General features: G+C 64.1%; 15 protein-coding genes. 9 read left to right on the top strand and 6 right to left on the bottom strand.

Annotated elements, in window-relative coordinates; genetic code table 11:
• Nucleotides 1–38: 38 nt before the first annotated feature.
• Nucleotides 39–1,943, bottom strand: a complete 1,905-nt coding sequence (locus tag EP376_RS19120) for a PhoX family protein (protein ID WP_127657236.1) — start codon at nt 1,941–1,943, stop codon at nt 39–41.
• 391 nt (nt 1,944–2,334) lie between these two features.
• Here EP376_RS19120 and EP376_RS19125 point away from each other — a divergent pair, with 391 nt between their 5' ends.
• Nucleotides 2,335–4,089: an acetolactate synthase 3 large subunit gene (locus tag EP376_RS19125; RefSeq protein WP_127657237.1), complete on the top strand. Its 1,755-nt coding sequence runs from the start codon at nt 2,335–2,337 to the stop codon at nt 4,087–4,089.
• Between the two features lie 9 nt (nt 4,090–4,098).
• Here the strand turns inward: EP376_RS19125 and EP376_RS19130 are convergent, their stop codons facing one another.
• Complete coding sequence (locus tag EP376_RS19130; protein WP_164744998.1) at nt 4,099–5,673, bottom strand: FkbM family methyltransferase; 1,575 nt, start codon at nt 5,671–5,673, stop codon at nt 4,099–4,101.
• Nucleotides 5,674–5,782: 109 nt separating this feature from the next.
• On the opposite strand from EP376_RS19130, the gene ilvN reads away from it, so the two are divergent.
• From ilvN to EP376_RS19145, 3 genes are all read left to right on the top strand, one after another.
• Nucleotides 5,783–6,346, top strand: a complete 564-nt coding sequence (ilvN, locus tag EP376_RS19135) for an acetolactate synthase small subunit (RefSeq protein ID WP_127657239.1) — start codon at nt 5,783–5,785, stop codon at nt 6,344–6,346.
• 72 nt (nt 6,347–6,418) lie between these two features.
• Nucleotides 6,419–7,360 (top strand): nucleoside hydrolase, encoded by a 942-nt coding sequence (locus EP376_RS19140; protein WP_127657240.1) that lies wholly within the window; start codon nt 6,419–6,421, stop codon nt 7,358–7,360.
• Nucleotides 7,357–7,815, top strand: coding sequence for a GNAT family N-acetyltransferase (locus tag EP376_RS19145; RefSeq protein ID WP_164744999.1), 459 nt, complete (start codon nt 7,357–7,359; stop codon nt 7,813–7,815). The genes EP376_RS19140 and EP376_RS19145 overlap by 4 nt, the downstream gene beginning before the upstream one ends.
• 74 nt (nt 7,816–7,889) lie before the next feature.
• On the opposite strand, the gene EP376_RS19150 is transcribed toward EP376_RS19145, so the two are convergent.
• From EP376_RS19150 to EP376_RS19165, 4 genes are all read right to left on the bottom strand, one after another.
• Nucleotides 7,890–8,789 (bottom strand): DMT family transporter, encoded by a 900-nt coding sequence (locus EP376_RS19150; protein WP_127657241.1) that lies wholly within the window; start codon nt 8,787–8,789, stop codon nt 7,890–7,892.
• 51 nt (nt 8,790–8,840) lie between these two features.
• Nucleotides 8,841–9,818: a DUF3179 domain-containing protein gene (locus EP376_RS19155; RefSeq protein WP_127657242.1), complete on the bottom strand. Its 978-nt coding sequence runs from the start codon at nt 9,816–9,818 to the stop codon at nt 8,841–8,843.
• 90 nt (nt 9,819–9,908) lie between these two features.
• Nucleotides 9,909–10,472: a peptidylprolyl isomerase gene (locus tag EP376_RS19160; RefSeq protein WP_127657243.1), complete on the bottom strand. Its 564-nt coding sequence runs from the start codon at nt 10,470–10,472 to the stop codon at nt 9,909–9,911.
• Nucleotides 10,465–10,971 carry a peptidylprolyl isomerase gene (locus EP376_RS19165; protein WP_127657244.1) on the bottom strand — a complete coding sequence of 169 codons (507 nt, stop codon included), beginning with the start codon at nt 10,969–10,971 and terminating at the stop codon, nt 10,465–10,467. Before EP376_RS19165 ends, EP376_RS19160 begins: the two co-directional genes overlap by 8 nt.
• A 126-nt stretch (nt 10,972–11,097) precedes the next feature.
• On the opposite strand from EP376_RS19165, the gene EP376_RS19170 reads away from it, so the two are divergent.
• The 5 genes from EP376_RS19170 (at nt 11,098) to pdhA (ending at nt 15,419) form a co-directional block, all read left to right on the top strand.
• Complete coding sequence (locus EP376_RS19170; protein ID WP_127657245.1) at nt 11,098–12,273, top strand: phosphoglycerate kinase; 1,176 nt, start codon at nt 11,098–11,100, stop codon at nt 12,271–12,273.
• Nucleotides 12,274–12,361: 88 nt separating this feature from the next.
• Nucleotides 12,362–13,255, top strand: a complete 894-nt coding sequence (locus EP376_RS19175; protein ID WP_127657246.1) for a fructose bisphosphate aldolase — start codon at nt 12,362–12,364, stop codon at nt 13,253–13,255.
• Between the two features lie 94 nt (nt 13,256–13,349).
• Nucleotides 13,350–13,850 (top strand): hypothetical protein, encoded by a 501-nt coding sequence (locus tag EP376_RS19180; RefSeq protein ID WP_127657247.1) that lies wholly within the window; start codon nt 13,350–13,352, stop codon nt 13,848–13,850.
• A gap of 80 nt (nt 13,851–13,930) precedes the next feature.
• On the top strand, nt 13,931–14,230 hold the full coding sequence (locus EP376_RS19185; RefSeq protein ID WP_127657248.1) for an FtsB family cell division protein: 300 nt from the start codon (nt 13,931–13,933) through the stop codon (nt 14,228–14,230).
• A 166-nt stretch (nt 14,231–14,396) separates the two neighbouring features.
• Entirely contained in the window at nt 14,397–15,419 is a 1,023-nt protein-coding gene (gene pdhA / locus EP376_RS19190; RefSeq protein ID WP_127657249.1) for a pyruvate dehydrogenase (acetyl-transferring) E1 component subunit alpha, read from the top strand.
• The last annotated feature ends 2 nt before the right edge of the window (nt 15,420–15,421 follow it).

Raw genomic sequence — 15,421 nt, forward strand, 5'->3', positions numbered from 1 at the left:
GGAAGGGCGCCCCGTCACTCGTCATGGGTCTGACAGGATCAGCCCACCGGCGCGCCGTCGGTCCGCCAGATGGCCACCACCGAAGAGCGCGGCTTGCCCGCGCCGTCGGGCCAGGTGCCGCCGGGATGCTGGATGCCCGCGAAGGCCACGGTGTAATCCGTGTTGAAGGTCAGCCCCGTCACTTCGCAGCCCGAGGGTCCGGTCAGGAAGCGGGCGATTTCGCCCGTTTCGGGATGACCCACCAGCATCTGGTTGTTGCCCATCCCCGCGTAGGGGCCTTCGTTGCTGTCATCGCCGTCGGTCTGGATCCAGATCAGGCCCTTGCTGTCGACGACCATGCCATCGGGCGAGTTGAACATGTTACCTTCGTTCACGTTCTCCGACCCGGCATAGGGGCCGAGGCCCACGACAGGGTTGCCCGCCATCACGTAAAGATCCCACGCAAAGGTGTCGGCCCCGTGATCGGCCCCGTCAGGCCGCCAGCGCACGATCTGTCCGTAGCGGTTTTCCTCGCGCGGGTTCGGCGAGCCTGCGATCGGCTCGGCAGGGTCGCCGCCGGCGTTGGTGAAGCCCGGTGCCCGGCGCGAATTGTTCGTCAGGCAGCAATAGGCTTCGGGCAGGGTCGAGGAGACGGCGATCCATTCGGGACGGTCCATCGTGGTGGCGCCCACCGCAGAGGCCGCCTGACGGGTCAGGATGCAGATCATCGCCGCGTCCATGCCGGTCGATTCGGGCGTCAGGGCAACCCATTGGCCAGTGCCGTCGGTGTTGAAGACGGCGGCATAAAGCGTGCCGTCATCCAGAAGGCCATCCGTCGGCTCGCCCGGCGCCCATGTGCCGTTCGAGACGTATTTGTACATGAACTCGCCCCGCTCGTCGTCGCCCATATAGACAACGATGCGGCCGTCTTCGGCCTGGGCCATGGCGGCGTTCTCGTGCTTGAACCGGCCCAGCGCGGTGCGCTTGACGGGCATCGCCTCGGGATCGGCGGGGTCGATCTCGACCACATAGCCGAAGCGGTAGGGCTCGTTCGGCTCCTTGACGATGTCGTAACGATCCTGAAGCGTCTCGTACTGGTAGCGGCTGTTCACGCCGATCCCATAGCGCGAAAAGTCGTCGGGCAGTTCGATTGGCTTCTGGTCTTCCATCTCGGCGGTGGTGCCGAAGTAGCCGTTGAAGTTTTCCTCGCAGGTCATGTAGGTGCCCCAGAGGGTCCGGCCCGAACCGCAATTGTTCATCGTGCCCAGAACCACGGTGCCGGTCGGATCGGCCGAGGTCTTGAGCATGTCGTGACCCGCGGCGGGGCCCGAGATCATCATTGGCGTGTTATGGTGGATGCGGCGGTTATAGGGGCTGTCGACGACAACCTCATAGCCGTTGCCGCTGTCGGCGATTTCCATGACGGTCACGCCCTGAAGGTTCATCAGCGTCTGGATTTCTTCGGGGGTATAGGCGTCACGGCCCTCGGCATCGGCGGCAATGTTGATCCCGGGGTTCACGTATTCATGGTTGATCGCGATTACTTCCCGGCCGTCTTCCAGCACGAACAGATCCATGCCGTCGGTGTTCTCACCGAAGATGCGGTCGGACCCGTCGACGCCGTGACCATCCTCATAGGACGGCGCATCCGAAAACAGCGCATCCCCCCAGCGGGCGACGACTTTCCACTCATAGCCCTCGGGCACATGGATCGTGTTGTCGGTGAAGGCCGGGATCGGCGTGAAGCCGAACGCGCCATGCGCATCGGCCAGCGCGGTCGAGGACTTCAGCAGTCCCGTGCCCATGACGGCCGCGCCGGATCCGAAGGCGAGCAGACCGCCCAGGAACCCGCGGCGGGAAATGGCTTCGTCGACCACGCGGTCGAAATCGGTGACTTCGGGGGCAGGACGCTGCAGCTCGTCCCACTCGTCCCAGCTCAGATCCTGAATGTTGTCGTCTTTCATGTCATGTATCCCCTGACATTGGTTGGCGAAGAACAGGATCGGTTCTGACCGCGTCAGGAGTCAGTTCGATGACGTTTGTGCAAAAGATTTGTAACAGTCGGATCGCGGGGCAAAATCCACCCCCGGAAAGAAAGTTGCGGAAGACCGCCCTTTCACGACATTTTCTCCGCCCGGGCGGTTGACCCTGCGCGCGAAGGGTGCATAAGGTCTCGCCACGCAAAAGGAAGGCTCAGGGTCTGATGATCACGATCCCCGTACTTGTAGGACGACAGCGCATGGGCCGGTAACGGATGCCTTACCCGACCCCATGCGCCTCCGGATAACCCCGGGGGCTTTTTTATGCGCGAAAGATGACCGAAACCGACGACGACCAGAACAAAGGACGAAAGAGATGAACACGTCGATGAGCGGAGCGAAGATGGTGGTTCAGGCCCTGAAGGATCAGGGTGTGGACACGGTATTCGGTTATCCGGGCGGCGCCGTCCTTCCGATCTATGACGAGATCTTTCTTCAGAACGACATTCGTCACATCCTTGTGCGCCACGAACAGGGCGCGGTGCATGCCGCCGAAGGCTATGCTCGCTCGACCGGAAAACCGGGCGTGGCGCTGGTGACGTCGGGCCCCGGTGCCACCAACGCGGTCACCGGTCTGACCGATGCGTTGATGGATTCGATCCCGATCATCGTGCTGACGGGTCAGGTCCCCACTTTCATGATCGGCTCTGATGCCTTTCAGGAGGCCGATACCGTCGGCATCACCCGTCCCTGCACCAAGCATAACTGGCTGGTCAAGGAAACCGACGAGCTGTCCGGCACGATTCACGAGGCGTTTCACGTCGCGACCTCGGGCCGGCCCGGCCCGGTTCTGATCGACATCCCCAAGGATGTGCAATTCGCGACCGGCACCTATACGGCCCCCAAGGCGATGGAGACCCATTACCGGCCCAAGGTGAAGGGCGACCTCGATGCCATCACCGAACTGGTCAAGGCGATCGAGACCGCGAAGAAGCCGATCTTCTATACCGGCGGCGGCGTGATCAACTCCGGCCCCGCGGCCAGCCAGCTTCTGCGTGAACTGGTCGATGCGACGGGCTTTCCCATCACCTCGACCCTGATGGGCCTTGGCGCCTATCCGGCCTCGGGCAAGTCGTGGCTGGGGATGCTGGGCATGCATGGCCTGTATGAGGCCAATATGGCGATGCATGATTGCGATCTGATGATCAATATCGGCGCCCGCTTCGACGACCGGATCACCGGCCGCATCGATGCCTTCAGCCCGAACTCGATCAAGGCCCATATCGACATCGATCCCTCCTCGATCAACAAGGTGATCAAGACCGATATCCCGATCCTGGGCGATGTGGGCCACGTTCTCGAGGATATCCTCAAGGTCTGGAAATCGCGCGGACGCAAGACCGACGCCGCCGGCGTCAAGGCCTGGTGGGACGAGATCGGCGCATGGCGCAAGATCAACTGCCTCGCCTACACGGCCGCCGAAAAGACGATCAAGCCGCAATATGCGCTCGAACGGCTCGAGGCGCTGACTAAGGACCACGATCGCTATATCTGCACCGAAGTGGGCCAGCACCAGATGTGGGCCGCGCAATACCTTGGCTTCGAGGATCCGAACCGCTGGATGACATCGGGCGGTCTGGGCACCATGGGCTACGGGTTCCCGGCCTCGATCGGCGTGCAGATCGCGCATCCCGAAAGCCTTGTCATCAACGTGGCGGGCGAAGCGTCATGGCTGATGAACATGCAGGAGATGGGAACGGCGGTGCAGTATCGCCTGCCGGTCAAGCAGTTCATCCTCAACAACGAACGCCTCGGCATGGTGCGCCAGTGGCAAGAGCTTCTGCACGGAGAGCGGTATTCGCAATCCTGGTCCGAGGCGCTGCCCGATTTCGTGAAACTGGCCGAAGCCTTCGGCGCAAAGGGCATCCTGTGTTCCGACCCTGCCGATCTGGATGACGCGATCATGGAGATGATCAACCACAACGGACCGGTCATTTTCGACTGCCTCGTCGAAAAGCACGAGAACTGTTTCCCGATGATCCCCTCGGGCAAGGCCCATAACGAGATGATCCTCGGCGAAGATGTCGAAACGCAGGGCGTGATCGACGCAAAGGGATCGGTTCTGGTCTAGAACCTTGGGTCAGCGCCGCGGCAGGTAAAAGCTGTGGCGCTGACTTTCCCTGTAGCGGGCAAGTTCCTCCGCCCCCATCCGGCCTTCACCATCGTGCCACGGAAGATGCCGCGCGGTGAAACGCCCCGCGATCCGTATCGCCTTGAAGAACCCTGTGGTCAGATCCAGTTTGCGCCGGTCATAAACCGCAAACGTCGTGTCGAGGTTGGCCCGAAAGATCGGGTCGCCGCCCGGCGTCTCGCCCAGCGGATCGGTCCAGAATTTCTGTTCCCAGTCCCGGATCGTCCAGTCCCGTCCGGCGATCCTGAACGTCTCGTCCCGCAGGCCGGAACGATGCGAAATATCGAGCGCGAGCCCCGCCTTCGCCATGCCGAACCGCTTCATGGCCGCACGCAGCTGCGCCACAGCGTCCCGCGGCATCGCGGGATGGAAGGCCAGATCGGCGTCGGTCACGCAAAACACCTCGGGCAGCGCGTCCCAGACGCAGCCCTCGAACACACCGAAATGCGGCCCGAGGTTTTCGCCCAACCGAAAAATATGCGCTTGCGCCGACATCTCGTCGAGACAGGCGCGCATCTCGTCCGAAACGGAGCCGTTGTCGACGACCCACGGAACGACGCCGTCCAGCCGATCCAGCTGCCCGACCATCGCGCGGATATCGCTGGGGTTTTCGAACGCCGGGATCACAACCGGTACCCGAGGCCCGCGGTGGATAGCCGGTGCGGGTTCTTCGAATAGCCCCGCGACGGGCCAGGCTCCCGTCTCGGCAAGCGCGCACAACGCGCCGCCGGACAAGGACGCCGCCTTGTCCTTGCGCACGAAGAGGATGTTGAACTGCGCCTCTCCGAATTCCCGGTCGCGGATCAGCGCGACAAAGCCCGCGCCGCGCAGTTCATCGAGGACAGGAACAAGCGACGGCTCGCCCTCCCAGAAGGCGTGGGCCTCGACCTCGATCATCAGTGCCAGTGTCCGGTTCAGCACCTCGCGGGCGCCTCGAAGAACAGACAGCGCGGCCCCCTCGACATCGATCCAGAGCATCACGCCCGCACCGTCGGGCGCGATCGCGTCGCCAAGCACGTCATCGAGCGTCACGGCGGGCACCGTGACCGTCTCGTATTCCCCCTCTTCGGCACGTTGCAGGAGCGAGCTTTTTCCGGTCAGCGGGCTCTGCGGCATGTCCGCGGCATAGATCTGCCCCTCCCAATACGCGCGGCTGAGCCGCCGAGGGATATGCAACTCCACCGATCCCGCCGCATCGGCGACGGCTTCGTTGTGCCACAGGACGCCGGCCGCCTCGGCGCGGGCGATGCCGGTCGCGTGAATATGGGGGTTGGCCTCGAAGCCATGAACCGTCGCATCGGGCAGACGGGCGCGCGCTTCTTCGGCAATTTCGCCCTCGTTCGCACCGACGTCGCAGACGATCGCGGGCTGCCAATGCGACATCAGATCGAAGAATACCCGCCTGAGCAGATCATGGCCCGATCTCCCCTCCGGCAGGGCGATCACCGGCCCGATTTCGGCCCGGGACGCCGCATCCATCCGAACTTTTGCCACCGGCACCGGCTCTTGCGGCGCTTTCGTCATCCCATCCTCCAACGATCCCGCCCGAGGCATCATCCTCCGATTGATCCCCCTTGAAAAGTGGTGAATAACGGCGCGACGCTCCGCAGCTTGCGAAAAGGACGACACGCCCATGTCCCCGCTGAAAATCAAGAAGGGCTCGACGAGCCATTCGGCCTATAATCTCCGCCCCACCTTTTCGGACGTGTCCGAACGGCACACGCTGGCCGTGCTCGTCGAAAACGAGCCCGGCGTGCTTGCGCGGGTGATCGGATTGTTCTCGGGCCGCGGCTACAACATCGACAGCCTGACCGTGGCCGAGGTCGACCATCAGGGCCACCTGAGCCGGATCACCATCGTCACCACCGGCACGCCGCAGGTGATCGAACAGATCAAGGCACAGCTGGGCCGGATCGTTCCTGTTCACGACGTGCATGACCTCACCGTCGAGGGACCGAGCGTCGAGCGGGAACTGGCGCTCCTCAAGGTCGCGGGCGAGGGCGAAAAGCGGGTCGAGGCGCTGCGCCTTGCCGATATATTTCGCGCAAACGTCGTCGACTCGACATTGAAAAGCTTCACCTTCGAGATCACCGGCACATCTGAGAAGATCGACGCCTTCGCCGACCTTATGCGCCCTCTGGGCCTCGAGGAGGTTGCGCGCACGGGCGTCGTCGCGCTCTCTCGCGAAGAAAAGTGACCGCCGCGCCCGCGGGCTCTGGAAACGGGGTGGAATAGCTGGTTCTCTGACCACGGCTGGACAGGAGGCTTCATGGGCGCGCGCAAGATCATCATCGACACCGATCCCGGACAGGACGACGCGGTGGCCCTTCTGCTGGCGTTCGCCTCGCCCGAGGAACTCGAGGTTCTGGCCGTCACGACGGTTGCCGGAAACGTCCCGCTCGAGCTGACGACCCGCAACGCCCTGACCGTCTGCGAACTTGCGGGCCGCAGCGATGTGCCGGTGCATGCCGGATGCGACGGGCCGATGACGGGCACGCTCAAGACCGCGGAGGCCGTGCATGGCCAGACCGGGCTTGACGGGGTGGAGCTGCCGCCCCCCTCGACCGCGCCCGCACCCGGCCATGCGGTCGACATCCTGATCGAGACGCTGCGCCGCGAACCGGCCGGCACCGTGACGCTGTGCACGCTGGGGGCGCTGACCAATGTCGCCACCGCCTTTGCCCGCGCGCCCGATATCGTGGAGCGCGTGGCCGAGATCGTGGTGATGGGCGGCGCCTATTTCGAGGTGGGCAACTGGTCGCCGGCCGCGGAATTCAACATCCTCGTCGATCCCGAGGCGGCCCAGATCGTGTTCCGGGCCGGACGGCCACTGACCATCCTGCCCCTCGACGTCACCCACAAGGCGCTGATCACCCCCGACAGGCTCGCGGCGTTCGGCCGGATCGACAGCAACGTCGGCCGCGCCGTGCATGGCTGGCTTGGCTTTTACGAACGGTTCGACATGGCGAAATACGGCTGGGAGGGCGGGCCGCTGCACGACCCCTGTGTCATCGCCTACCTGCTGAAGCCCGACCTGTTCTCCGGACGGTTCATCAACGTCGAAGTCGAAACGCAATCCGAACTGACGCGCGGGATGACCGTGGCCGACTGGTGGAACGTGACCGACCGGCACGCCAATGCGACCTTCATCGGCGATGTGGATGCCGACGGGTTCTACGCGCTGCTGACCGACCGGCTGGCACGCCTGTGACGACCTCCATCACCCTCGCCGATGCAGAGGCCCTGCCCCGCCTTCTGGACCTGATCGAACGGCGCGAGACCGAGGGCGGCGCACCGTCCTGGGACGAGGACGAACGCGACAGGCGCAAGCGGCTGGTCGGCCCGCTCGTCTCGGGCGGGCCCGAAGGTGCGGTCTGGCTGATCGGTCCCACGCGGGCCCCGCTTGGCTATGCGGTCATCTGCTTTGGCTGGGCGATGGCCGAGGGGCGGGAGGCGTGGCTCGAGGATCTTTATGTGCGCCCCTCGGTCCGGCGGCGTGGGATCGGGCGCGAGGTGGTGCATGCGATCAGCGTGTCTCTGCGGGGCGCCGGGGTCCGGCGGCTTCAGGCGCGACTGCCCCGGATCGAACATTCGGCGCAGGAATTCTGCACGGCCTGCGGCTTTTCCATCGCGACCGGAACGATCCTGATGAACGAACCTCTCTGACGGGAGCGACCAATCTGACGGGTGCGACCAAAAATCTCGATTTTTGGTGGGGCACCAATTTTGGATAAAATTGGTCAGCCCGGCGGCAGCCGTTTCGGAGGTCGGTTGATCAGAACGATCCCGGATGCCACCAGCACCAGCGCGCCGATCAGCGCCGGTGTCACCGGTTCGTCGAGCAGCCACCAGCCCAGGAACACCCCGAAAACCGGCGCGAGAAAGCTGAACGAGGCCACGCCCGAGGCCGGGTAGATGCTCATCAGCCAGAACCACAGGATGAACCCCGCGCTGACGACCACCACGATCTGAAAGGCCAGCCCCGCAAGGTGGATCGGCTGCAGATCGCGCACCAGGTCGCCGAACAGGGGCGCCAGCAGCAACAGGATCGGCGCCGAAACCGCGACCTGCCACATCAATTGCATCTCGGGCCGGATCGTCCGCAGCGACGTCGCCTTGACCATCAGCCCCGCCGCCGCCCAGCCCATCGCCGCGCCGACGGCCGCCAGATCGCCCCAAAGGCTGCCCACACCCTCGCTCCGGCCCAGCATCGCGATGGCCACGCCGCACACCGACAGTGACAGCCCCGCGAGCCGCGACGCGGTCATCCTGTCGCCCGGCACGAACAGATGCGCGCCGAGCGCCATCCAGACCGGCATCGCGTAGAAGAGCACGCTTGTTCGCGCGACGGTCGTCAGGTCGAGCGCGATGAACAACAACAGGAATTCAAAGGCAAAGACACAGCCGATCGCGATCCCTGCCCCGCGCACCGCCGGCCCGCCCCAGTTCAGGGGAATGCCGCGCCACTTCAGCCAGAGCCAGATACACAGGACCGCGCCCAGCGACCTCAGCCCCGCAAAGAAGACGGGCTGCAGCCCGCCATTGGTGACCTTGATCACCACCTGGTTGAAGGCCAGCAGGATCGAGAAGCCGGTCAGCATGACCGCGCCCGTGAGGTCGATATGATCGCGCTTGTCCATGACAGGCCAATGCGCGGCTGTTCCGGAGCTGTCAAGCGCGAGGAGGACCCGCTAGTCGGACAACATCCATTGCCCCTCGGGCCAGAAGGCGTGGAAAGCGAAGGCGAACATGACGTCATGGACGACATCATTGCCCTGCCCGTCCCGCACCCGGACGTTGCCCACGTCTCGGCCCCAGGCGATCTGCTGATGATCGAGGGCGGAGGCCTGCCCCGAGGACCAGCTGAGCACGACGCCCGCCTCGCGGATCTCTCCCTCCTCCGACAGTCTTGTCAGGGGCCAGGCGCGGTCACCGACCCGGACCACGCGCACGAGGGGCGGGATGTCGTGGGGCGGGTTCTCGCCGTTATGGAGGAAAGGCCGGGTCGAGCTGTCGTATCCCACATAAGGGTTGCGGCCATAGTCGCGGAAAAAGCCCTGCGGTTCGGCCATGACCAGCCCGCCCGGGTTGCGGTCGCGGAAACTGCCCATCCCCTCGAGCCATCCGGGCAGCATCGTCAGCTCAACCCCGGTCAGCTCGCCCACGATGCCCACGCCCGTGGCCTGCTGCCACCAGCTTTCGGTCTGCCGGTCATACATGATCATGTCGGAATTGCGCAGCTTGCCCGAGACGCCGAATTCCAGAATCCCCGCCCCGGTGCGCCGGTCGAAGACGACGCCCGAATTGCACAACGGGCAGAAGGTGACGGCGACCGGGATGCCGCCCACCTCGTCATTAACGATCTCGTGCCAGATCAGGTAGCGCACCGGATAGGCGCGAGGCGTCTCGCCGGGCAGTTCCAGAACCATGACCGGCTCGGATCGTTCGATGAAAGTCGCCTCGGCGAGGGGCACCATGTCGGGATCATCGATCGCGGGGATGCCGTCCTTCGGCGGGCCGCCCGACATGATCTCGATCCAGTCTTGGATGCTGGTGGTCTCGAAATCCGTTTCCGGCCATTCATTGGCCCAGAAACCGGGATTGGCCGCTGCGCCAAGGGGCGTCGTCAGGGCTGCGGCGATCAGGGCTGCGCGGATCGGGGCAAACATGGGCAATCTCCTGCTGCCGTGTCTGCCTGCCAATCTGTCGGTGCGAGGGGGCCGTGCCTAGCCCCCTCGCGGCCATGTGATAGGTTGCGATCAGTCGATCACGGTGACGCTGGCCATGCTGTCGGGTGCGCCCACGACGGCGCCGTTGTTGCCCGAACCGCGCTTGATCGCGTCGACGACATCCATGCCCGACGTGACCTCGCCCACGATCGTGTACTGCCCGTTCAGATGCGGCGCGGGGGCGAACATGATGAAGAACTGGCTGTTGGCCGAGTTCGGATCGCGAGACCGGGCCATCCCCACGACACCGCGTTCGAACGACAGGCTGTCGGAGAATTCGGCCGGAAGGTCGGGCAGATCGGACCCGCCCGTCCCGGCGCGCCGCATGTCGAAGGCCGGGTCGGTCGCGTCGCCAAAGGCCACGTCGCCCGTCTGCGCCATGAAGCCGTCGATCACCCGGTGAAAGACGACGCCGTCATAGGCGCCGTCGCTGGCCAGAGCGGTGATCTGGGCAACGTGCGCCGGCGCGGTGTCTTCGAACAGGTCGATCTCGATCACGCCCTGCGCCTCGCCCGCGACCTCGATCCGCAGACCTTCGGCGAAGGCGGGGGTGGCCAGCGCGATGAATGCTGTGAGTGTGGCCAGCTTACGCATCGGCGGCCACCTTGACCGAAACCATCCGGTCGGGCGCCATCGGCGGCTCGCCCCGGGTGATCGCGTCCACATGCTCCATCCCCGAAATCACGCGGCCATAGACGGTGTATTGACCGTTGAGGAAATGGTTGTCCTTGAAGTTGATGAAGAACTGCGAATTGGCGGAATTCGGATTGGCCGAACGCGCCGCACCCAGCGTGCCGCGATCATGAGGCAGCTTGGAAAATTCGGCCGGCAGATCGGGCAGGTCGGACCCGCCTGTGCCGGCGCGGCCGATGTTGAAATCGCCTTCCATGTTGCCATGCGCAACGTCGCCCGTCTGCGCCATGAAGCCGTCGATCACGCGGTGAAAGCAAACATTGTCATAGGCGCCGGACCGGGCCAGCTCTTTCATGCGGGCGCAATGTTCCGGGGCCACGTCGGGCAGCAGTTCGATGACGACCTGACCGTCCTTGAGTTCCATCAGGATCGTGTTTTCCGGGTCCTTGATTTCGGCCATCTGGCCCTCCTTTGCTCGAAATTCGGGTCAACCTAGGCAGGTTGACGGGGAAAGCCAAGCCGGGTGCTTGACGTGGGGCCGCCCCGCCGTCACGAAGGCCTCAGTATTGTGACAGGAGGGCTTCGGATGGGCTGGAAATCGCTGGACGACATGGACCTTGCAGGCAAGCGTGTGCTGGTTCGCGTGGATATCAACGTGCCCCTGAAGGATGGCAAGGTCACGGACGCCAGCCGGATCGAGAGGACCACGCCGACGATCCGGGACATTCGCGCCAAGGGCGGCTCACCGATCCTTCTGGCCCATTTCGGCCGACCAAAGGGCAAGCCCGTTCCCGAGATGTCGCTGTCGCAACTTGTCCCCGCGCTGGAAGACGCCTTCGGCACAGAGGTGATCTTTGTCGAGCGGCCCAGCCGCGAATTCATCGACGCACAGGCCCCCGACGCGGTGATCCTTGTCGAAAATACCCGCTTCTCCCCGATGGAGGAGGCCAACGACCCGCAGATGGCGCAGTTCCTTGCCTCGCTGGGCGATGTCTATTGCAACGACGCGTTTTCGGCCGCGCACCGGGCCCATGCCTCGACCGAAGGGGTCGCGCATCTACTGCCCTCCTGCGCCGGGCGGCTCATGGCCGAAGAGCTGGGCGCGCTCGAGAAAGCTCTCGGCAATCCCGAGCGCCCGCTGACGGCCGTGGTGGGTGGGGCCAAGGTCTCGACCAAGCTGGATCTGCTGTCGAACCTTCTGGACAAGACCGACTACCTCGTGATCGGGGGCGGCATGGCGAACACGTTTCTGGCAGCCCAGGGCGTCAATGTCGGCACCTCGCTGGCCGAACATGACATGGCCGACACCGCGCGGCAGATCCTTGCCGACGCGGACCGCAAGGGATGCGAAATCATCCTGCCGGTCGATATCGCGATCTCCCCCGCTTTCGAGGCTGCCGAGAGCGCGACCTATGTCGATGTCTCGGACTGCCCCGACGACCAGATGATCCTCGATGCCGGCCCCCGGACCGTCGAGAAGATCGCCGAAGTGATCACCGCGTCGAAGACGCTGATTATGAACGGCCCGCTGGGCGTGTTCGAACTGCCCCCCTATCACATGGCAACCTCGGCGATGCTGGATTGCATCGCCGAGCAGACCGGCGCGGGCGATCTGATCTCGGTCGCGGGGGGCGGCGACACGGTGGCGGCGATCAACAAGGCAGGTCATGCGGATGACTTCAGCTATATCTCGACCGCGGGCGGCGCCTTTCTTGAATGGATGGAAGGCAAGACCCTCCCCGGCGTTGCGGCTTTGGGATAAACCGCGCACCCGTTAGCGTTCACACGATTGCGGCCAACCGGCCCAGCCCCTAAACCGACCTCAACCGGTATTCACGATGGAGACGATCATGGCAGATGCAGCGCAGGTGACGAAGGTTCGCGAAGGCAAGGGCTTTATCGCGGCACTCGACCAATCGGGCGGCTCCACGCCCAAGGCGCTAAGTCTGTATGGAATCGAGGAGGATGCCTATTCCTCCGAAGATCAGATGTTCGACCTGATCCACGAGATGCGGTCACGCATCGTGATGTCGCCGGCCTTTGGCGGTGACCGGATCGTCGGTGCGATCCTGTTCGAGATGACGATGGACCGCGACATCGGCGGCAAGACATCCTCGCATTTCCTGTGGGAGGACAAGCAGGTCGTCCCCTTCCTCAAGGTGGACAAGGGTCTGGAGGCCGCGGAAAACGGCGTCCAGCTGATGAAATCGATGGGCGATCTCGACGGTCTTCTCAAACGTGCTGTGGGTCACGGCGTGTTCGGCACCAAGATGCGGTCTGTCATCGGCGCGGCCGACCGGGCCGGCATCAAGGCCAACGTCGCACAGCAGTTCGAGATCGGCCAGCAGATCCTCGGCCACGGGTTGATCCCGATCCTCGAGCCCGAGGTCACGATCACCATCGCCGACAAGGCCGAGGCAGAGGCGATGCTTCTGGACGAGATCATGGCCCAACTTGATGCGATGCCCGGCGATGCACAGATCATGCTGAAACTCAGCCTGCCGACCCATGCCAACCATTACGCGCCACTTGTGGCGCATGACCGGGTGATGCGGGTCGTGGCGCTGTCGGGCGGCTATTCCCGCGACGAGGCCAACGCACTTCTGGCGCAGAATGCAGGTGTGATCGCCAGCTTCTCTCGTGGTTTGACCGAAGGCCTGTCGGCGCAGCAATCGGATGCCGAATTCGACGCGGCCCTCGATGCCGCCATCCAGAGCATCTACGATGCCTCTGTCGCGGGCTGACCGCCCTGCCTTCAGGGGCGCTGCCGCGGTCTGCGTGCTTCTGGCATTGGCCAGTTGCGGGTCCGGCCCCCCACCCGCGACTCAGCCCGGCCAGATGCTACTCCCCGACGACTCGCGCGGTTCGGTCATCGGGTCGGTCACCGGCTTTGTCGGCGGCGCGCCCGAGGCATGGGAGACGCTCGATTTTTCGGTCGGCGCACCCGACGCCACGGCGTCGATCCAAGGCGACGACGGCAGGTTCGTTCTGATTGTCATGGCCTATCCGCCCGGAACGGACGGCGCACGGGCCGGGCGGATCACGATCGAGGCGACGCTGCCCAATGGCCCGGTCCCCGGGCCCGCCACCGGACCGATCATCACGCTGCACGAGACCGAGGCGCCTGACGGACCCGGCTATCGCAGCACAGAGACCGCCCTTCTGAATGTCTCCACGCTCAGCCGCCGCGACGGTCTTTACGGCGAGATCGCGGGCTCCTTCGTGGCGACGCTCTGCCGAACCGCGAGCGCCGATGCTGCCCTCGATCCGACCGATTGCCGCGACGTGGCCGGCGAATTCGAGACCGATCTGCAACTGCTCTATCCCGAATTCCAGTAACAATAGGGATTCACAAAACGAATCGGATATGCGATTCTGCGATATCACCACCCGTCAGAGGTGGCGCATGAGGCAGATCGATGACCCGTCGCAACCGGCCCGCCCTGGGCTCCGTCCTGTTTTTGGGAATGATGCTCCTTTTGGGGCTTTATTTCGCCTTTGCCGCCGTGCAGGGCGACTACGGGGTGTTTCGCCGGGCCGAACTGGATGCCGAGGCCGCGCAGCTGCGGCAGGAACTTGCGCTCCTGCAGACCGAGGTCGCGCGGCTTGAAAACCTCACGCGGCGGCTGTCCGACGAATATCTCGATCTCGATCTTCTCGATGAACAGGCCCGCGACGTTCTGGGCCTGATCCGCAGCGACGAGATCGTGATCCGCTGATCCCGCCGCTCCCGCGGAAGCATTTCCCAGAGTTAAACCTCCCTGAAATCAGCCATGCACTGGCTGCTGCCCGGCCTTGCACAATGGCCCTACCTTCCAGCGCAAAAGTGCGTTATGAGAATGTTTAACACTAAACCATTTTCTGGAGAGGGAGGAGCCGGAGCCCATGGCCGCAAGAAAAGCCGCCCCCAAAGCATCCGCCAAACCCAACGTGTCTGCGGACGAGTTGATGAATTATTACCGCGAGATGCTTCTCATCCGTCGGTTCGAGGAAAAGGCAGGCCAGCTGTATGGCATGGGCCTGATCGGCGGCTTCTGCCACCTCTACATCGGGCAGGAAGCCGTCGTCGTGGGCCTCGAGGCCGCGGCCGAAGAAGGTGACAAGCGCGTCACGTCCTATCGCGATCACGGCCATATGCTGGCCTGCGGAATGGACCCAAAGGGCGTCATGGCCGAGCTGACGGGCCGCGAGGGTGGCTATTCCAAGGGCAAGGGCGGCTCGATGCACATGTTCTCGAAAGAGAAGCATTTCTACGGCGGCCACGGCATCGTCGCGGCGCAGGTGCCGATCGGGGCCGGCCTCGCCTTCGCCGACAAGTATAAAGAGAACGGCCGCGTGACGTTCACCTATTTCGGGGACGGCGCCGCCAACCAGGGCCAGGTCTACGAAACCTATAACATGGCCGAGCTGTGGGACCTGCCCGTCGTCTTCGTGATCGAGAACAACCAATATGCCATGGGCACGAGCGTGAAACGCTCGACCAAGTCGCCCTCCCTTTGGGAACGCGGCGCGGCCTATGGCATCCCCGGCGAGGAAGTCGACGGGATGGACGTGCTGGCCGTCAAGGAAGCCGGCCAACGCGCGGTCGAACACTGCCGCGCGGGCAAGGGCCCCTACATCCTCGAGGTCAAGACCTACCGCTATCGTGGCCATTCGATGTCGGACCCGGCCAAGTACCGCACCCGCGAAGAAGTCCAGAAGATGCGCGAGGAGCGCGACCCGATCGAGAATGTGCGTCAGCTTCTCCTGACCGGCAAACATGCCAGCGAAGATGACCTCAAGGCCATCGACAAGGAGATCAAGGAGGTCGTGAACGAGGCGGCCGAATTCTCCAAGGAAAGCCCGGAGCCCGCGCTCGAAGAGCTCTGGACCGATATCTACGCCACCGAAGTTCCGCAGGAGGCCTGAGC

It is taken from the genome of Alexandriicola marinus, from assembly GCF_004000435.1.
Classification (GTDB): Bacteria; Pseudomonadota; Alphaproteobacteria; order Rhodobacterales; family Rhodobacteraceae; genus Alexandriicola; species Alexandriicola marinus.